The 19,854-nt window shown below is 64.7% G+C and carries 12 protein-coding genes; 3 read left to right on the top strand and 9 right to left on the bottom strand.

What is annotated here, in order from left to right:
• Window positions 1–76 precede the first annotated feature (76 nt).
• The 3 genes from OKW38_RS26795 (at window position 77) to OKW38_RS26805 (ending at window position 2,842) form a co-directional block, all read left to right on the top strand.
• Window positions 77–292, top strand: coding sequence for a hypothetical protein (locus OKW38_RS26795; RefSeq protein WP_008917353.1), 216 nt, complete (start codon window positions 77–79; stop codon window positions 290–292).
• A gap of 203 nt (window positions 293–495) precedes the next feature.
• Window positions 496–1,950 carry an indoleacetamide hydrolase gene (iaaH, locus tag OKW38_RS26800; RefSeq protein ID WP_429363959.1) on the top strand — a complete coding sequence of 485 codons (1,455 nt, stop codon included), beginning with the start codon at window positions 496–498 and terminating at the stop codon, window positions 1,948–1,950.
• Window positions 1,951–2,053: 103 nt separating this feature from the next.
• Window positions 2,054–2,842 (top strand): CDP-diacylglycerol diphosphatase, encoded by a 789-nt coding sequence (locus OKW38_RS26805; protein ID WP_429363961.1) that lies wholly within the window; start codon window positions 2,054–2,056, stop codon window positions 2,840–2,842.
• A gap of 51 nt (window positions 2,843–2,893) precedes the next feature.
• Here OKW38_RS26805 and OKW38_RS26810 read toward each other — a convergent pair whose 3' ends face one another.
• The 9 genes from OKW38_RS26810 to bcsA form a co-directional block, all read right to left on the bottom strand.
• Window positions 2,894–4,558, bottom strand: a complete 1,665-nt coding sequence (locus tag OKW38_RS26810; RefSeq protein ID WP_429363963.1) for a glycoside hydrolase family 44 protein — start codon at window positions 4,556–4,558, stop codon at window positions 2,894–2,896.
• A complete protein-coding gene (locus tag OKW38_RS26815) occupies window positions 4,536–5,711 on the bottom strand; it encodes an alginate O-acetyltransferase AlgX-related protein (RefSeq protein ID WP_429363965.1) in 1,176 nt (391 codons plus the stop codon). The genes OKW38_RS26810 and OKW38_RS26815 overlap by 23 nt, the downstream gene beginning before the upstream one ends.
• 4 nt (window positions 5,712–5,715) lie before the next feature.
• Window positions 5,716–7,125 carry an MBOAT family O-acyltransferase gene (locus tag OKW38_RS26820; protein ID WP_429363967.1) on the bottom strand — a complete coding sequence of 470 codons (1,410 nt, stop codon included), beginning with the start codon at window positions 7,123–7,125 and terminating at the stop codon, window positions 5,716–5,718.
• Between the two features lie 153 nt (window positions 7,126–7,278).
• Window positions 7,279–7,974, bottom strand: coding sequence for a cell division protein FtsQ (locus tag OKW38_RS26825; RefSeq protein WP_429333673.1), 696 nt, complete (start codon window positions 7,972–7,974; stop codon window positions 7,279–7,281).
• Window positions 7,975–8,024: 50 nt separating this feature from the next.
• On the bottom strand, window positions 8,025–8,675 hold the full coding sequence (locus OKW38_RS26830; protein ID WP_429363969.1) for an SGNH/GDSL hydrolase family protein: 651 nt from the start codon (window positions 8,673–8,675) through the stop codon (window positions 8,025–8,027).
• Window positions 8,676–8,727: 52 nt separating this feature from the next.
• A complete protein-coding gene (locus OKW38_RS26835; protein WP_429363971.1) occupies window positions 8,728–12,453 on the bottom strand; it encodes a cellulose synthase subunit BcsC-related outer membrane protein in 3,726 nt (1,241 codons plus the stop codon).
• Window positions 12,454–12,786: 333 nt separating this feature from the next.
• On the bottom strand, window positions 12,787–15,195 hold the full coding sequence (gene bcsB, locus OKW38_RS26840) for a cellulose biosynthesis cyclic di-GMP-binding regulatory protein BcsB (protein ID WP_429363973.1): 2,409 nt from the start codon (window positions 15,193–15,195) through the stop codon (window positions 12,787–12,789).
• Between the two features lie 40 nt (window positions 15,196–15,235).
• Window positions 15,236–17,572, bottom strand: a complete 2,337-nt coding sequence (gene bcsB / locus OKW38_RS26845; protein ID WP_429363975.1) for a cellulose biosynthesis cyclic di-GMP-binding regulatory protein BcsB — start codon at window positions 17,570–17,572, stop codon at window positions 15,236–15,238.
• A complete protein-coding gene (gene bcsA / locus OKW38_RS26850; protein WP_429333669.1) occupies window positions 17,569–19,824 on the bottom strand; it encodes a UDP-forming cellulose synthase catalytic subunit in 2,256 nt (751 codons plus the stop codon). The genes bcsB (OKW38_RS26845) and bcsA overlap by 4 nt, the downstream gene beginning before the upstream one ends.
• Window positions 19,825–19,854: the final 30 nt, after the last annotated feature.

Raw genomic sequence — 19,854 nt, forward strand, 5'->3', positions numbered from 1 at the left:
TATGGCAACGACAGGGCCGCGCCGCACGCATTGGTATTCCGCACGACATTCGCGGGCACACAGACAAGTCAAGATCATGAACTCACACATCCGCTACAAGGGCTACGAGGTCGAAGCGGCAACGCAACTGCTCCCCAACGGATTATTCGCCGCCAATCTGACGATCGAGCAGCGCGACGAGAATACGCGCAAGGCTTATTCGTTCGACGCGCTCGACTACTTCTTCGACGAAGAGCATGCGCTCGCCTACGCGTCGGACTGGGGGCGTATGTGGATCGATAATCACCAATAAGGCGATCCCGGAGCGCATCGATATCGATGACAGCGAGCGCGACACGCGTTGCGCATCGCCCGGCATCGGGTTTCAGGCGGATGTGCCAGAATAGGTGAACCCTTGCGTTCGCTGTCCGCCCGCGTGACCTGTCCGCTCCTTCGACGGATGCAGTCGAAACTCGCGCCGCCCGCGACGCACCCATCGATACGGAGACGCCGGTCATGACATGGACCGTCGACGCACAGCTCGCGCTCAGCGCGACACAAGCGGTCGAGGCGCTGCAATCGGGCCGCCTCAAAGCCGCCGACTACGTCGCCACCCTGCTCGCGCGCGCCGCCGCGCTCACGCACCTGAATGCGCTCACCACGCTCGACTTCCACGGCGCGCTCGCGGCGGCGCAGCGCATCGACGCATTGCCGCCGGCTGAGCGGGCACGTCTGCCGCTCGCCGGTTTGCCGATCGTCGTCAAGGACAACATCAACACCGCAGGTCTACCGACGACGGCCGGCACGCCCGCGCTCGCGGGCTTCGTGCCGAACACCAACGCCCCATCGGTGCAACGCCTCCTCGACGCGGGCGCGATCGTGCTCGGCAAGGCCAACATGCACGAACTCGCGTTCGGCATCACGAGTACCAACCTGTCCGCGCACGCGGGGCCGGTGCGCAATCCGTACGATCCGTCGCTGATACCCGGCGGCTCGTCGGGCGGCACCGCGGTGGCGATCGCCGCGCGCATCGCGCCCGCCGGACTCGGCACCGACACCGGCGGCTCGACCCGCATCCCGGCCGCGCTGACCGGCACCGCGGGCTTGCGTCCATCGGTCGGCAATGGCGGTGCCGAGCGGCGCTATCACGACCCCAACGCGGTGGTGCCGATCAGCCATACGCGCGATACCGTCGGGCCGATGGCACGCAGCGTCGCCGACCTGGCGCTGCTCGACGGCGTGATCACCGGCGACGGCGCGTTGCCTGCGATTGCGCTCGATGGCTTGCGCATCGGCTTGCCCGCGCCGCTGTGGGATGCTCTCGAGCGACAGGTCGAGGACGTCGCGCGCGCCGCACTGCAAAAGCTCGAAGCGGCGGGCGTCACGTTCGTGCCGGTCGCGATGAGTGAGTTGGAGTATCTGAACGGGATGGTCGGCGCTCCGCTCGCCATTCACGAAGCGCGCGACGACGTGCTCGCGTGGTTGGTCGCGAATCGGGCGCCGGTGCAAACCGTCGCCGCACTGGCCGTGCGCATCGCGAGCCCGGATGTGCGCGCGATCTACGACGACGTGCTCGCCGACGTGCTCGGCTCGCACTACTCGGCGGCGCTCAACTACTGGCGACCGCGGCTGCGGAACTACGTCGCCGCGACGTTCGCGAATGCCGGTCTCGACGCGTTGCTGTTTCCGACGACGCGGCTCGTCGCGGTACCGATCGACGATCTGAACGGTTCGTCGACGGTCACGATCGACGGCGGTCCACCAATCGATACGATGGAAGCGTTCCTGCGTAATACCGACCCGGCCAGCACATCCGGCATTCCGGGGCTGTCGCTGCCGGCGGGTATCAGCGCGAGCGGGCTGCCGGTCGGCCTCGAACTCGATGGACCGCTCGGCTCGGACAGGCGCCTGCTGGCCATCGGTGTCGCGTTCGAACAGGTACTGGGAACGTTGCCCGCGCCGGTGCTTTGAAGCCCGTGTTTCACGTGCGCGCCATCAGGTTTGTGCTTTAATGCCTGCGCGTTGCAGCCCGCATTCCGACGCTTTGCCCGCACGAACCTCCCCCTAAGCGACGATGACGAACCCCGCCACCGCCCTCTCATCTCGCGGCCTCGTACGCCGCGTCGTTCACTTGAGCGCCGTGCTCGCGGTCGCTTTCGCCGCCAGCGCCTGCGCGCGCCTCGCGACGGTCGATTCCAACGCGCTGTGGAAGATCGTCGACATCCGCTGCGTGCCGTCGCAGCAGGCCACGGGCACACCGGGTCAATGCACGGTCGTCGATCTCGACAAACGCTACGTCGTCCTGAAGGACATTCTCGGCCGCTCGCAGTTTCTGCTGATGCCGACCGATCGCATCACCGGCATCGAAAGTCCGCTGATCGTCGCGCCCGATGCGAAGGACTACTGGCGTGACGCGTGGCATTCGCGTCATTACGTGCAGCAAGCGGTCAAACGCGAGTTGCCCGACGATCAGCTCGGCCTCGAAATCAACTCCGAATCTCGTCGCTCGCAAAACCAGCTGCATATCCACATCGATTGCATGCGGCGTGAAGTCAGCGCCGCGCTCGCCGATCACGCTCACGATACGCCCGGCGAGTGGCGTTGGCAGACGCTCGATGGCGAGCGCTACAGGATCATGCGGGTGAACTCGCTGAGCGGCGCCGACAACCCGTTCCGGATCGTCGCCCGCGACAATCCTGATCCGGCGACGATGGCCACGCAAACCATCCTGGTTACCGGCGCGGGACCGTCCGCGGCTCGGGATGGCTGGCTGATCGTCAACAGCGGCATCGACATCGAAGGCGGCAGCGGCACGGCCGAAGGACTGCTCGATCACGCGTGCCGCGTCGCGGACGATCATTGAGCGTTTGCCGAACACGCAGAATTGGCCCGCACCAGCATGCGAGTAACGGAGTCATTGCCGGCCCGCGCCGTGCAAAACCAGCAAGGTTACGGTTTTCGGCGGCAGAGTAAGGTGCAATTGGCCGCTCGCATAGTCGGTGTCGTGCAGACGGGATATGGCATTGTCCATGAGTTGCCAGGTCTGGGCTTTGCCTTGAATCACATCAAAGTTGTTGATCGCAATGGTGGCGTCAGCCGGTTGATCAAGCTGCTTGTTGATCACCACGATGGTCATGACGCGGTCGTGATCACGCACGGCGGCAAAGGACGAGACCCGATCCGGGTCGGGCTGCGTGTCGGCGATGCTGGTGGTGCCGAAGCCCGAGCCCTGGCCATCGTAGTTGCGATAGAGCTTGATCGCCTTGTAGACCGGCATGTCCCGATTCAATGTGCCCCAGCGCGTGGCAATGTCCAACCCTTCCCGGCCAAAGATGCCCAGCACGTCGGCCTGGGCCGTGGCGCCGTTCATGGTCGTATCGCCGCCCCAACTGTATTCCGTCAGCGCGATCGGCGTACCCGCGTAGTAATAGCTGTCGACCCACCGCCGCATCAACGGAATCAGGGCCACCACGCTATTGATCCAGGTCGGATCCTCGTAGCTCGTATCCCACAGGTCGCGCGTGGAGCGGTTACGGGCGAGTTCGATGGCAGGCGTTTCAGCCGTGGCCGCATTCTGGTTTTCCTTGAATTCTCCGCCCTGTGGGTAAAAGTGCAGGCTGAAAACGTCGACAGGGCGGCCGGCCTGCTTCCATTGCGTGAGCAGCCATGGGACGTAATCCATGCCTCGCGTTTCGTTTTCCCGGTCCGGCGGATTGCCCTGACCGTGCGCGGCGAAGTACTGCTGATCGAAGCCGCTAAAGCGATACCCGGTCCAACCCCACTCTTCCGGCGCCACGACCCGCGCGCCCGGGTCTGCCGCCTTCACGGCGTGCGAATAGGCGATCACCTTGTTCGCTACCTCGCTGGCATGGGCGCCGATGGGATGCATGTCGCGATGGTTGAGTTGCCACAGACTCGGCTCATTGTCCATCAGGTAGTAATGCACACCGTCCGGGCCGGCACTACCGGATCCACGCATGAGTTGCCTGACGCGCTCCTGCTGGCTCTGCGGATCGTCCAGCAACGAAGCATCGTCCGGGTCGTTCCTGATAGGGGTGCCGTCGGGTGCGATGCCGTTGCCCGCGTCAGACAAGCCGTGAGCGTCGACACTCTGCTGCTTGCCGTACCTGTTGACCGAAAAACTGACGAGCGGCTTACCGTCCTTATCGAGTCGCGCTACCCTGCCGATCATCGGGATGGTCAGCATCGGTAAAGCGTGTCCGTCACGGGTAAGCGCCGCGAAACGGTCGTTATATTGGTAGATGTCTTTTGGATCGGTCGGCAGGCTTTCGAAAAACCAGTCCTGGCCCGTGTTGTGAGCGTCGACCCGCCAGTTGTAAGCCGAAGCGGTGTTGCCGCCCGAGCGGTTGATCGGCACGCGCAGATCCCGCAGGATTTCCGCCGTCCCGAAGTTCAAGCCATAGATGAGCGGGCTGATTGGATGCCGGTTGGCCGCGGCATCCACCGTAATGGTCACCGGCAGCGGCGCAGCCATGGGCAGATCGGCGTATAGCAGCGCGCCCGCCCCTAGCATCATCGCCATCAAGCTATGGCAGTTAAAGTGTGCTGGCTTCGACATGCGGAGTCCGTGAGTCTATGGCGCTGGATTTCGGCACGACGACCGTATCTTCCGCTTCGAGCGGCGACTGCAGATCCCGTTCGTCCAATTCCCAAACGACGAGCCTGGGCGGTGTCTGAGCATAAGCCGGACTCGCGAAATAGGCGCGCGCCGAGCCGCCGAACTTGCCGCCCTCGCGTGCGAAATTACCCACGCCTGTTCCGAGTGCCAAAGCGAGCTGAGGCACGAAATCGGACGTCGTCGAATAAGAAGTGCCGATCACGGCGATGCCAGGCAGATCGGCATCGCCGAACAGATCGTCGGCTGACGCGGCCGCCTGAGCCTGAGGAATGTAGTCACGGCTGGCCGCAATCTCAGGCCTCGGCTGCCAGGACGGCGGCAAATCATCCAGGCCGGCCAGACGCACAAGATCGCCGGGCCGCCGGCCGGGAGGCGTGTCCGTGACGCGATAGTCGGGCTTACTCGAACCCAGCGGGACCCCCATCGCACGGATGCGCTGCGCCACGGCCTGCGCCGCGGCACCCGCGCCGTCCTCGGTCCAGTGCGTGTCAGTCCGAAAAAAAGCGCCGCCCGGCGCGCCACGCAGCGCCGCACTTAGATCCAGCACCTGCACGCCGTCAGCGGTCAGACGCGAGGTCCAGTCAGCGAGACGCGCACCCAACGAAACCGGACGATACAGACTGCACAGATGTTGCGGCTCGATACGCGACTTGTCGGGCACCACGGCGACCAGCAACGCGATACCGTGCCTCGCCAGCTCGCGCTGCACGGCGGCCACCGTGTCCGCGCGCGTGGCGAGATGACTGTCGCTATCGGCATACACGCTGAGTTCGTCGCGCAGGAACAACCAGCCCGGGCAGCCCTGCCGCACGCGCGGCCCCAGATCGTGCAGCGTCAGCCAGCCCAGCGCACGCTGCGCGCGCGCCGCGTCGGCGGCGATCGGCGTATCGGCCATGCGATTGGCGAGTTCTTTCGATACCGTACCGTCCAGAATGCCGGCCCGGGTCACGGCATGAGGCAACACCGATTCGGTCGTCGACGCGAACCTGAGATTGGAAAGCAGGCCCGCGAACAGGAAGACCATCAGGATGACGGCAGCGATCTTGCTGGCGCGCGAGGCGGGTAATTGAGGTAGCGGCTTGGGATCTTCCATGGCGTCAGAACTGGAAGTAGAGGAAAGGCACCGCGCCGCGCGCGACGATCAGACCGAACGACAACAGAAAACCCGCGAGCGGCCACCCCGCCTGCCATAGCTGCCGCAGCGCCGTGTCGGGAAGGCGATCCCAACGCTGTTGCCAGAGCGGCAGCAGCACGCACACGATGCCCAACCCGGCAGCCAGAGCGTGCACGGGCCGCAGCAGCACGAGCGTCGCGTCGCTCAGGCCGATGCCATTCAAACCGAACTGGCCGCGATACATGGCGAGCGCGGCAGGGAAACCCGCCGCGCGAAACAGTGTCCACGCGAGCATGACGAAAACCAGCGTCAGCACGTGCGATAACCAGGACGGCATGGTCGGCATGTCGAACCGGCGCCAGAGGCGCGCGACCATCAGGGCGATGCCATGAGCGAGGCCCCACAGCAGGAAGTTCCAGCTATCGCCGCCGTGCCACAGGCCGGCGATCGCCATGGTCAGCAACAGATTGCGGCAGGCTTGCCACTCACCGCGGCGGTTGCCGCCTAGCGGGATGTACAGGTAATCGCGTATCCAGCTCGACAACGACAGGTGCCAACGGCGCCAGAAATCCTGAATGCTGCTGGCAAGGTACGGATGGTTGAAGTTCTCGGGAAAGCGAAAGCCCAGCATCTGCCCCAACCCGATTGCCATGGCGCTGTAGCCCGCGAAATCGAAGAACAACTGCAGCGTGTAGAAACCGCAGCCCAGCCAGGCGTCGGCCAGCGTGGGCGCGTGCAACGAGAAGATCGCGTCGACCATCGGCGAGAGTGTGTCGGCCACCAGCACCTTCATGCTCATGCCCACCATGAGCCGCCTTGCGCCGGCTGCAAAACCGTCCCAGTCGATCTCGCGCGACACCAGCTCGCGCCTCACCCACGCATAGCGAATGATCGGCCCCGCGATCAGATGCACGAACATCCCCTGATAGGCGCCGTAACGGATCATGCTGCGATCGGCCGCCACCGTGCCGCGCTGCACGTCGATCAGATAGGAGATGGATTGCAGCACGATGAACGAAAGCCCGATGGGCAGCACGACGTGTCGCCAGGGGATGGACCCTGCATGGCCTGCCCCCAGCACACTGTCGAGACTATCGACCACGATGTTGGCGTACTTGTACCAGCCCAATATCAGGACGTTGACGACGATGAACACGGCCAGCCAGCCGCCGCGTGCACGCTGGCTCGGCGCCCTGTCTATGACCATGCCGCCGAACCAGCCCCAGAAGTTCAGCGCGATGAACAGCAGCAGAAAGACCGGGCTCCACCAGCCGTAGAAAAGCCAGCTGCAAAACAGCAGCACGCCATTGCGCCATCGCGCGGGCAACGCGACGTAGATCGCCAGAAAGGCCGGCAGAAACAGCGTCAGGAATTCGAGGGACGCGAAAACCATGCATCGTTCTCAATCGAAAAAGATATCTGGACCGACGCGCCATCGCGAAACACACCGAACCCCGCTCTGCCCGTCGTAACCAGATGACAAACGGGGAACAGCCGGAAATCGGCGATAAGCGGCGTCGCTTTCAAGGAGGAGGCGCAAATGCGATCAGTGGCTCACCGCGTCGTTCGCCATGAAGATGCGCGAATGCGCCCCGCCCGGCACGAGCAACACCGTATAACGCTGCCCCGCCGCGAGCGTACCCAGGCTGAGCGGCTGCCCCACAGGCTGGCCGCCGCAGACCAGCTGCACCGAGAGGGCGACCGGGTTGACCTGGCGCCGCCTGGCTTGTCCCACAGCCACGCCGTCGAGCAGCACGATGTCGCGACCCGGCACTTTCAGCGTGGGTGCCGCGCAGCCAGCGTCGAGGTTGTAGAAAGCCACCGAAGCCTTGAGCGCATTGAAGTCGTCGGGTTTTTCGCGGACCGTCACCGTATGCAGGCCACCCGCTTTATCCGCGCCATCGAGCGCAACGATGCTGACGAACTCGCCAGGCTGCACCGTCGCCGATACGTCCTGGTGCGCGCTACCGGCTCTCAGTGTGCCGGCCACCGGTTTGCCGGCGGCGATCGGAAGGAAGTGAGTGGCCGGGTTCGCGGCGTCGAGCGTCAGACGCGCTTTCGACCCCACCGCGCTCACGTCGACCGGACCCGAACCGCCATCGACAAAACGCACGAACGACGAGTCCTCCGCGGGACCGGTCGGGTATAGCGGAATTTCTGCGGCCATGGCCGGCTGCACGGACAAACCGAGACCGGACAGAGCGAAGCCGGACAACAACAGGGAGGAGAGGAAATTTTTCATTCTTTTCTCGAACGGGAAACCTGGGCAGGCGCAACTCGAAGCCCGACGCGTCATTTCTGCGGAACGACAGGCAGCTTGACCAGTGCCTTCATGATGTCCGTGCCCCAGTACTTGTAGCCGGTCGTCGTCAAATGCTGACCATCGACCGTCGCCCATTCGCCCGGCCTGGAAAACGTGAGCGAGTCGATGTACTGACACGGCGCGACATTGGCGGCGAGGAAAGACGACAGCTGCTTCACACGGGCGAAGCTCTTCTGATACTTGCCGCCCTCCGTGCCCCAGACCGGCCCTACCCAGACGCAAGCCGTCTCGTTGGCGGCCAGGTCTTGCGTCAGCGCCGTGACCTGCTGCCAGGCCCAGGCCTTCGGGAAATCGTCCTTGCCGTATCCGCCGATCGTGTCGCCCTGGACGATGATGACGAGCTTGGCCTTGTTCGCGGCGATCAATTGATCGACGGGTTGGGTCTTCGCGTTGTGGTCGATGACCAGGGGCGCCTTGCCGTTACGCTCGGCGCCACCGCATGTGCCGGGCACGGACTTCACCCAATCGCCGGGAATACTGCCGCAGACGCTGTAGGTATGCACCTGCGCGCCAGCGGCGATCAACTGATCCTGCAACGTATCGATGAGATAACCGGGTTCGCTCAGATGGCTATCGCCGACTATGAGAATGCTGAGACCAGCAAGTACGGAAGCAAGCATGACTCTTCGACTCCTGAAAAATAATCAATGTCCGATCGATCAGTATGGCGGGCTACTGATCGCTGTAATGCGACTGGTAAGGGATGACCGGCATATCCAGTGCCTTCGTCTGCGGCGCAAGGGTATAGCGCAGATACAGGCCCGCCGCCCACTGCCGGTAGCTGGACGCGTTGTTGGCGCCCACCGAGGCTCCGCCAGTCAGATGATTGGTGAAGCGGTATTCGGCCGTGGCCAGCAGGTTGTAGCCGAAGCCGGTCGAGGACTGGTCGGGATGGATCGCGCCGTCGGCGAGGCCAATCGTCGAAGCCGCTGAGACTGCTGCGGCCTGCAACCCGCTGTCGGTCGGGAAATACGCCGAGCCGGCCTGGTGGTAGTACTGCACACCGACGGCCGCTTGCAGCTTGTAGGTCCAGCGCTCCGAACGCTGCGCCCACGTGAGCGGCAGGTTGAACGCATAGAACCGCTGCGGGCTGAAGTAGCCGCCGTTGCCGTAGGTGAAGTTGTTTTCGTTGTGGTCGTAGATCATGCCGCTCAGGTTCACGCCCGCGCTCAGCATGCTGTTCTGCGTGCGCAGCAGGTACCAGTACGTCCCGGCGCCGACCTCGGCACCGACGTTGGACTGGACGTTATGGCCGTCCAGGTATTTCGCGGAACCGTAGCCGTAGACGCCGTAGTCCTGATTGTCGAGGCCGATCGCACCATGCACGCCGGTGGCAGTCACGCCGCCCCAGCTCAAGCCGGATCGCGAATCGGTCGAGCCAGCAAAAGACGTGATGCTATCCGTCACGGCGCGGCGCGATACGCCCACGTTGAACCAACTGCCCTGCCCGGCATCGATGGAGTTCCTGAACATCACGCCGCCAACGACATTGGTGTACTTGAAACCCAAAGGCGTGGTGCCGATGTCGGCCATCCAGTTCCCAGTCTCGTAGCCGAGACCCAGACCGACGCCGTAGGCGGTCTGTTTGCCCGGTGCGGCGACCTTGCCGGCCTGCTGCGCCCGGGTGGCGGCCGGGCCGCCGCCGAACTGACTGGCGCTGAAGACGTCGGTAGCCAACGTGCCGCCCTCGAGTTCAACCGGCGTGACGCGAATGGAAAGCTTGCCGTTGTCGACCGGCAGCACCCCTTCCAGAGCTTGCTGCACGCTCGTCAACTGACCCGTACCGGGTGCTGCGTTGTTCGACGAGACGAACAGCCCACCCCTGACTTCCGGTGAACGCTGCGCACGGAGGTCGCTGAGTTCATTACGCATTTCCTCGAGCGACGGCGAACCGTCCTGAGGCTCGCTCACCGCGACCGTGTCTTGCGGCGCCAGGCCGCCGACCGGCGTGCCCGCCACGGTTGGCAGAGCGGATGGAGCAGAGGACGAGCGCTCGCGCGCAGCCGTGGATGTCACGGTCGAGGCAGTCGCGCTCGCTGCGGTAGCAGCCGGAGCAGCAGCGGGCCCGAAACCAGGCTTCTGGTTCGCCGGCACGCTGTCCGGCGCCGCGGGTTGCGGGGCGAACGTTTCGGCAGCGGGCAGGCGACGGTGGCGGTCCTGACGACGGTGAGCGTCGTCGTGGTGGACAAAGGGATTGCCCGCCACGTGGACGTCTTGCGCCTGCACGCCGAGCCGCTTTTCCTTGGCGGCAATGGCGGATTCCAGCAGCGACTGTGCTTCGCGGGTCTTGCCCTGCATGACGTAAATGCGCGCGGCGCCGGCCAGCACGTCGGGATCGTTGGGCGCCTTCGCAACGGCCTCTTTCAATGCCGCATCGGCAACGCTGTTCTTGCCGGCCTGCACTGCCGCCATCGCGACGCCCAGTTGCAAACCCGGATTGTTGGGGTCGTTGACGAGCGCCTTCTGGTAAAGCGACAGTGCCTGGTCATACTTGTCATCGGCGGCGTACATGCGCGCGAGCGCGGCCGTGGCGAGGCTGTCGTTGGGCCGCTTCGCGAGGATCGGCGCCAGCGTGTCGTAGGCCTGCGCGAGGTCACCTTGCTGACGTTGCTGGTCAGCCAGTCGCACGGTGTAGAGGTAGTTCAGTTCGTCCAGTTGCCGGCGCTGGTCCGCGGTCAGCGTCCGGCCCTGCAACTCGCGCATCGCGAGCCCGGCCTGGACATACTGGCCGGTCTTGAGCAACAGGCCCAGATAAGCCAGTTGCACATCCGGTCCGCTGCCCTGCAGACCGTTAGGCATCAGCCCGTGCATCAGGCTCATGGCGCGCGGCGTATTGCCCGCGTCGACATACGCCTGCGTCAACGCGCCCACCTTGGCCGGGTCTTGACCCGCCGCGGGTTCGAGCCGCGCCAGCATACTGCGCGCATCCTCCAGATTGCCTTCGAGCGCCGTTTGCGAGGCTTGCGCCACGACCATCTGAAAATCGATCTGCTGCGCCGTCGCAACCATGTTCGGCGTGCGCGAGGCGTTGGAGATGCGCGTCATCGTGTCCTGCGCGCGCGTCCAGTCGCCCATCTGCATGGCCAGCAGCGCGCTCGCATAGAGCGCTTCGGGATTGTCCGGGTTCGTGACGAGCAGGCCGTCGACGAGTTGCTTCGCTTCGTCGGCATGCCCCTGTTTGAGATCGTAGCGCGCCAGTTCCAGACGAATCCACGGGTTGTCGGGCGCGCTGCGCTGGGCGTCTTCCAGAATGTGCCGGGCCGCGCTCAGATCGCCACGCTGCGCGGCGGCATCGGCCCGAGCGGCGGCGACGGCGGCGCGCAGCCGATCGAGCCCGCCGATGCCGACCTTCTGCTCGGATGACATGCCGTCGATCAACTTCTGGGCCTCATCGGCGCGTCCCGTCTGCGCCAGGATATCGATGAGGCCGCTCGCCGCCTCGCGGTTATCGGGGCTTGTCGCCAGCACGTCGCGGTAGCCCTTTTCAGCACGCGTCAGATCGCCCTGCGCCGCATCCAACCGGGCCGACGCATTGCGCCCGCCCGGCTCGGCTGGATCCAGCCGCAGCGCCTGATCGAGTTCGCGTCGCGCGGCGGCGAAGTCGCCCACGTTTTGCGCGCCCTCGGCCTGGTTCACCAGCAGCCAGTAGCGCGCGGAATTGAGGGCCTTGGCCCAGTTCGCGCCCGCGCCCGGACGCGACACCGCCCGCGACAGCAGCGTCTGCGCCTGCGCCAGGTCGCCTTGCTGCATGCGCACGAGGCCCAGTCCCCCCAGCGCATCCGTGCTGTCGGGTTTGTCACGCAGCACAACGGAAAAGGACTGCTCGGCCGTGGTGATGTCGCCTGACTTGAACGCGGCGAAACCGCGTGTCAGTCGTGCATCCACGACCGGACCGGCCGGTGCGAGCGGATGCGGCGCCAGCATCTGATGGCGTATTTCGTCGTCGTCCGGATGCAGCTTCAGATAGTCTTCAAACCACGATCTGTTTTTCGGCGTGGGCGTGACCCAAGTCAGCACGGAGCGCCAGACTTCGGTCGCTTCGCCGCCGATGTCCGGACGAGCGGCAAGCTTTTCCAGAAGGGCGACACCCGCCGCGCGATCCTGTTCGTCGCGCACCATATGCTGGGCCAGCGGCAACATGGTGTTCGGATCGTTCGGCGTCTCCGCATTCAGGCGCTCGAGGCCCTGGATGGCCTGATCCACACCGCCATCCGTATAGCCCAGATAGCTGTAATACTCTCGCGCCACACTGCCCTGCGGCGCTTTACCGCCCAAGGCCTTGTTATATTCGGCGATGGCCGCCAACAACGCGGCCTGATCCTTCTGGTTGACGGCGTCTTGCGCCATCTGGCGCGCCTTGGCGAAGGTGGACTTACCCGGTTCGACCGCGAGGCGCAAGCTCTGCTCGAGCAGCGGCACGAAGCGGCTGTCCGGCGCGGCCGCACGAAGTCTGGCCAGATACCCGTTCGCCGCCGCGAACTGCTGCTTGCCGACGGCGATCGTGCCCATCCCATACAGCGCCTCGGGCTGCTTCGGGTCGCTCAGCAGCAGTTTCGACCAGGACTGCGCGGCCAGATCGGGCTTGTCATGCGTTTGCCAGTAGCGGCCCTGTTCCAGCAGCATGTTGGACGTAGCATCCAGCGCCCAGCCCGGGTGGCCGACCGAGGCGACCATCAGTCCGAGAATCCAGGCCCGGTTGCGGCTGCGTCTGACTACCATGACTTTCCTTGATTATGATTGTTGCTGCCGCGATGCCCGCAGCCGCTCACGGGCTTCAGCGTCACGCCGGGCCTGGCGGCGCCGCAAGAACGAAAACAGACCAACCGCGATCAGCACGAGCGCGATGATGCCCAGCGCCTTCAGCACCCACGCGAGCGACAGGCCGAATGAAGCCAGCCACCAGTCGAGGCCGCGCCAGACGCCGAGATGCCCGACGTAGTAGGTATGCTCGCTCACGAGCGAATCGACTTCCGTGCCGCGGATCGACACGAGGCTTCCCTGGATGGGCTGCTTGCCCGAGTTCGGCGCATCCAGCAACGCGGAGACCGCATCCGTCAGGCCGTCGGGCTGATTGCTGGCCAGCATGACCACGCTGCGGCCCGGTTGCTTCGGCGATTCGAAGCCTGCGAGCACGGCGCTCACGCCCGGCCCCGACCAGGCCAGCGACAGGCGGCGGGGTTCGGCGTCGAGGCGCGGATTGGCATGGAACCAGCCCAGCACGCGACCCGGCAGATCCGATACGGCGAACTGCGCGCTGTGGTCATACGCTGCGGGCATGGTCCGCGCCCAGTCCTTGAGCCAGGCTTGATCCGCACCCGAGGCGATCACGAGCAGATCCTTGTCGGACGGCATCGCGTCGATGCGCTGACCGCGCAGCACGGTGACGCCGCGCGCCGGATAGCCGGTCGAATCGCCCATGCGGCCCATCACCGCCAGATACGTGCTGTATTCCGATGTGCCCGCGTTGGGGCCCAATACGACGTCCGTTCCGGACAGGTCGGCCATGCGCGTGAACGGGAAGCCCGCCTGGGCGAACGAGGCCAGGTTCGGCATGGCGATGTAGTGCGGATACTGCGACAGATCGATCGTCGATTCGGGATCGACCGCGCCGCGCACGTTGTCGATGATGATGTCCCGGCACTCGCCCTGCTTGATGTAGTCGTACATGTAGCGGAACTGCAACTGGGTATTCGGCTGCAACAGCGCCTCCAGCGGCACTTCCAGTTTCGCCTGGCGCGGCAGGCTGCTGTCGGGCAAAACTTCACCCCGCAGCTTGCTGCCGCCCTCGAGCCGTTCGAGCGAGAGCAGCGGAATCGACTTCATGAACTGGTCACTGACGCTGAACAGCAGCGACGAATTGACCATATAAGGCTGCGGCGTATAGCGGTAATGCAGGTCGATCGGCACGTTGGGTGCATGCCAGCCGAACAGGTCGGGCGGCACGCGCATATTGATGCGGATCAGATCGGGGCTGTAGCCCGACACCTGCAATTGTTTGGTATCGACGAGTTCGCCCAACGACATCGGACGGTCGGTGCGCAGCCAGCGCGGCGCATCGTACGGCTTGCGCGGCGCGAGCTCGGCGAACCGCGTGATGAGCGCGCTCGAACCCGACAGCGTCTGGCTGCCCGTGACCAGCGCGTCGGCGGCCTGCTTGAGTTCCTTGCCGTCACGGCCCATCACCAGCAACAGCTTGCCGTTGGGATCGTTGGGGTTGGTCACGACGGCGAGAGTCGGACCTTGCAGCGGCGAGTCCGCCAGGCTCGCTTGCGCCGCGCTGTCGACGATGACAACCGCGTTGCCCCTGGCAGGCACGGTAGAGATCGATACCGGGAATTGCGCGCCGCGATATTTCGCCAATGCGCCGAACCACGACGACACGGCGCCGGCCGCTTCCAGCGCGGCCGTATCAGGATTGCCGGCGAACACGAACGGCAGGTTCAACCGGCGAATATCGTGCTCGTCGAAGAAGGGTCGCGGCAGGCGAGCCAGATCGCCGGCCTGCGCCAGCGGCTGGGTGTCGATGCTCAGCGTACTGTCGTTGCTGATGTTGGCCCACAGGCTCGAATGCAGCGGGTCTTCGCACTGGTTGGTGTAGTGGCCGATCAGTTGCAGACGCAGCTTGCTGTTCGCGGTGAACAGATACGGCGGCAGCGTGATAGTGCGCTGCAGGTTGGTGCCGGACGTGTTTTTGGGCACGTCGATCGATGCCGCCACCTGATCGTTGACCAGCACATTGATGTGCGACAGATCGGGCAGCAGCGCCGGCGAATAGGCATAGCGCAGGTTCAGTCGCGCACCTGTGACGACCCGATCGTCGCGCACGCCGACCGGCAGCGTATTGCTGCCGTCGACGCCGCGCAGGTTGAGCGCGTATTGCGCGCCGAGTTGCTGCAGCGAATAGGTCACCGTCGAAGAAGCCGCGGTAGCGGCTCCGGCGTCCGGCGCGGACTGCAGCGGCGCCGCGTTGCTATCTGCCGTTGCCGGCCGCGCGGACGGGTTGGCCGCGCCGCCGGCCGAAGCCGACGCGTCCTGCCGCGCAGCGGCGGCAGCCGCCGCTGGTTGCGCGGCCTGGGTTAGCGTCGATGTGACAAACATACAACCGAGCAACAGTGCCGGCCATACTGGTTGCGCAGTCATGCAACGCGCAAGGCGTGCCCGGGAGATGTCAGGCCGTCTTCTAAACATGAGAACCTCTTCGTCCTTCTTCACGTTGCGATGTCTGGGGAATATCCAGGTCTAATCGATTCAGGGCACGCCGGTGCAGAAACACGCCGCCGAGCAAACCTATGAGCACGACGCTGGCGAGCGTCGCCACGAGCAGCAGCAGGATGTGGCTCGCGAAGAACCATTCGAGCGCGAGCCCAGGCGGCAAGGACCCGATGAAATAGCTTTGATCGTTGCTCAGCGTGGTGAGCGTGCCGTCATGCACGACCACGAGGCTGCCGCTGATCTTGTCGTCCGGACGCTTGCTGATGAGGTAGCGGTTGGCTTGCAGCACGTCCACGACAGCGTCGAGACCGTCCGGCGTATTGCCCGATACGACCACCGCGCTGCGGCCGCGAGCCAGCGGCGACTCGAGTCCCGCCAACATGCCGTCATGGTCGTCGCTGCTATACAGTGCGGCGATGGCGGCCTCGCGTTCAGCCTGCGCATGCCCACCCGTCAGCTTTTCCCACCACGCGGCGATCCAGCGGTCCGATGAAGCAACCGGAGCGAAGAAGCCGCGCGGCAGATCATCACGCCATGCTTTGAGCAAGGGCTGGTTATCGCCCGACGCCAGCACGAGCAGGTCCTTGCGACGCAGCGCGTCAACCTGCGCTGGCTCGCCCACCGTCACGCCCAGCACCGGATAACCCGTGGTTTGACCCATGCTGCCCATCAGCGTCAGGTAAGCGGAATAGTCGCCAGCGAGCGGCTGTGCGGGCAGGATCACCGCCGTCTCGGACAGATCGGCCATCCGCGTGAACGGAAAGCCTGCGTCTGCGAAGGCGCGCAGATCCGGCATGGCTGCGTAACGCGGCAGTTGGGAAATGTCGATCGTCGAAGTCGGATCGATGGCGCTCAGGAGCGGGCCGCCGGGCACATCCTCGACGTGGTCTTTCGGCGCCACCGACTCGTAGCGATAGTCGAATTGCAGCGTCGTCAACGGCGGCAGCAGATAGGTCGGAACGCGTATCACCGCATCACCGTCCGACGCGTCGCCTGTCAGCGGCAAGGTCTGCAGGGGCGTGTTGCCGGCCAGCACACCGAGCTCCGAGCGCGTTGACTCCGGACGGGCCGTATAACGGTAATGCAGGTTCAGCACCGCGCCGCTGTTGTCAAAACCGAACAGACCCGGCGGCAGACGCAGGTCCACATTGATCGCCCCAGGGCGAAAGCCCTGCACCGTCAAGCGGTCCACCGCTAGCATCTCGCCCAACTGCACCGGGCGGTCGCCCGGCAGCCAGTTGGGTGCGTCATAAGGCTTGCGCGGCACAACGGAAACCGGGGCGTCGATCTTGACCAGAGAGCCCGACAGCGTCTTTGCGCCAAGCACCAGCGCGGTCGCGGCCTCGCGGATCTGCGCGTCGTTGCGGCCCATGACCAGCAGCAGCTTGCCGTTAGCGTCATTGGGGTTGGGCACGATGGCCAGCATCGGCCCTTCCACCGCAGGCAGGGTCAAGCCCGGCACCTCGCCCGGCAGCGCGAGCACCACCGCATGTCCGTGCGCGGGTATCGCACCCAGGCTCGCGGAGAAGTGCGCACCGCGATAGCCCGCCTGCGCACCCAGCCACGAGGTCACGATACCGGCCGATTCGAGGCGCTGCGCGCGAGGCGCTTGCGGCAGCACGACGGGCAGCTCCACCCTGCGCACATCGCGCACGTCGAGGAACGGCGCGGGCAGTTGCGACAGGTCACTAAACAGGGTCGCCGGAACCACGGTCAGTTCCAGCGCACTGTCCGGCCCGGGCTTCAGCCACAGGTCGGAACTCAGCGGATTGTTGCCCTGATCGCTCGCCTTGCTATGCGCGATCAACTCGAGGGTGAGCTGGTTGAACCCGGACAGCAGCGACACCGGCAGATCCACACTGATATGCGCCGGCGTCCGCGGCGCCGGTTCGGGCAACGCTACGGTCGCCCCCACAACGCTGTTGAGCAACACCTTGAGATGTGAGAGCGTAGGCAGCAAGGTGGACGAGTAACTGTAGTCCAGCACGAGCCGCGCGCTGACTACGCGCTCGTCGCGGCGCAAACCGAAGTCCATGCCCGCATAGGCATCCTCGCCGAGCAAGGTCAATCCCTGTTCCGCGTTTTGCCGCAGCAGCGGGATCCGGTAGGTATACGCGTCGGCCGGCGCCGCCGCGCTGAGTTCCGGGTGCGGGCTTTGCCGCACGGCATCGACCGGGACAGCCGACGCGGGCACCGTCGCGGCCAGCACGTCGCCCGCTCCGAGCAACAGGACCGAACACAACACCGCGCCCAACCGGCGCGCGCTCGTCAAGGAGCGCAAAAGCGACAGGTAGCCGACACTCACGATTGCTTTGTTCCCAAGTCGCTTGCCGGGTCTGCGGACGAACGGCCAAGGCGCTCACGCCCACCCAGGAACAGATGCCGGAACAACTCCCCGAAGCCGCGCATGCCGACGCCGAGCACCTCAAACAGGCTTCGCAGCGGCCTGTCGGGACGATAGCTGCCCCATGAGGCGATCCAACTGTCGGCGCGCGAAAACGTCGCCCCTATCCAGGCGCGCTCCTGAGCGATCGTCAGGGTCGGAAAACTCACGCCGATGGTGCGTCCGCGGCACACCTGCACTTCGGCCGGGAAAACGTCCTCGTAGTCGTCGCGCAACACCGCCACCGTGATGCGATCGCCGTGCTCCGGCAACGGTGCGCCCTCAGGCAGCACCAGCCCCAGACCACCGTGCGAATAGTCGCTGGTCTGACAGTCGATGCGAGTTCCGTCGGCGTGAATCACGGCGGCCGGCAGTTCGATCTGGACCCGCGGAGCGAGACGCAACTGTCTCGATTCGCTCGCTACGCCCGCGGCCGCGCTGAGGTTCATGATGTTGTAGGTTACCCATACCAGGTTGAACAGAATGCTCGTCGCTTCGGGCCAGCCCGGACTGCGGATCAGACCTGCGACACCCACCATGAATCCGGTCAGATTGATGAGCAGCAGAACGATGTAGGGCCGGGCCATCGCCCAGTCCAGGAAGGACTGACGGATCACCCCGCCCTTGGACGTCACGTTGAAGCCTTTGCTGCCTGGAAAGAGTACGGCTTGCAACGCGGGCAGAATCACGTACCAGGCCAGTACCGTTTCGTAGACTTCGCTCCAGAACGAATGTCGGAAACGCCCTTGAATGCGCGAGGCGCCGAGGCTCGAAATGACGAGGTGCGGCACGACATAGGCCAGCACCATCAGCGCGGAAGCATGAAAGACGTGCGCGCCAAAGAACAGATACGCCATCGGTGTGATCAGAAACACGATGCGCGGCAAGCCGAAGAAAAAGTGCATCATCGCGCTCAGGTAACACAGACGCTGAGGCAGTGTTAGCCCCGCGATCAACAGCGGGTTGAAGCGACGGAATATTTCCGCCATGCCTCGTGCCCAGCGTATGCGCTGACCGACGTGACGCCCCAGACTCTCGGTGGCGAGACCCGCTGCCTGAGGGATGGCGAGATAGGCCGTGTTGTAGCCCCTCGTGCTCATCTTGAGCGCGGTGAGCGCATCTTCCGTGACACTTTCCGTCGCCACGCCGCCTACATCCTCCAGCGCCGAACGCCGCAGCACCGCGCAGGAACCGCAGAAAAAAGCGGCATTCCACAAGTCGTTGCCGTTTTGCAGCACGCCGTAAAACAGGTCACCCTCGTTGGGCACCTTGCGGAAGGTTTCGAGGTTGCGCTCGAACGGATCGGGCGAGTAGAAGACGTGCGGCGTCTGCACCATGGCCATCTTCGGATCTTTCAGGAACCAACCCATGCAGACCTGCAGGAACGAGCGCGTGGTGACGTGATCGCAGTCGAACACTGCGATGTACTCGCCGCTCGTCCTGGAGAGTGCCGCGTTGAGATTGCCTGCTTTGGCATGCGCGTTGTCCGGCCGGGTCAGATAATCCACGCCAGCCTGCTCGCAGAATTGCCGGAATTCGTCACGACGGCCGTCGTCCAGCACATACACGCGCAGCTTGTCGGCCGGCCAGTCGAGCAGCGTGGCGGCCAGCACCGACTGCCGCACGACCTGCAGCGGCTCATTGAACGTGGGAATGTACACATCCACCGTCGGCCACGCCGAGCTATCGGCCGGCAATCGCGCAGGCCGGCGATGCAAAGGCCAGAGCGTCTGAAAGTAGCTGCACAACAGCATGAGCACCGCGTACCCTTCGGCCAGCAGCAGAAGGCAGCCGAAGGTCATGTCGAGCGAGGTGGTAAAGGACAGCGTCTGCGTCAGGCGCCAGTACAGGTAGCGCAAGGACACAAACACCGACAATGCCACCAGGGACACCGTGATGATCCTGCCGCGAATGCGGTTCAGCAGAACCGCGACGACCATGCAAAGGATGCCAAACGTCCATTGCTTCGACGCGGCCAGATTGACCGTCATGGCAGAAGTGAACAACAGCGCGGCCAATAGCGTCACTGCCAGCCGCAGCCAGTTCGACGCCCATAGCCGTGTCCCCGCTTCCAGAAGTTTGTCGTCCCAACTTCCGGCATCGTCACTCTGGTCCGTGTTGCGCGTTTGCCGCCGCGGCTCCGTCTTGCTCAGCCTGCGTTTGATCTGTGCCATGGAAAGGTCTTCTAGCGCGTGCGCCGGTTC

Origin of the sequence: Paraburkholderia sp. MM5496-R1 (genome assembly GCF_050436205.1) — a bacterium.
Classification (GTDB): Bacteria; Pseudomonadota; Gammaproteobacteria; order Burkholderiales; family Burkholderiaceae; genus Paraburkholderia; species Paraburkholderia tuberum.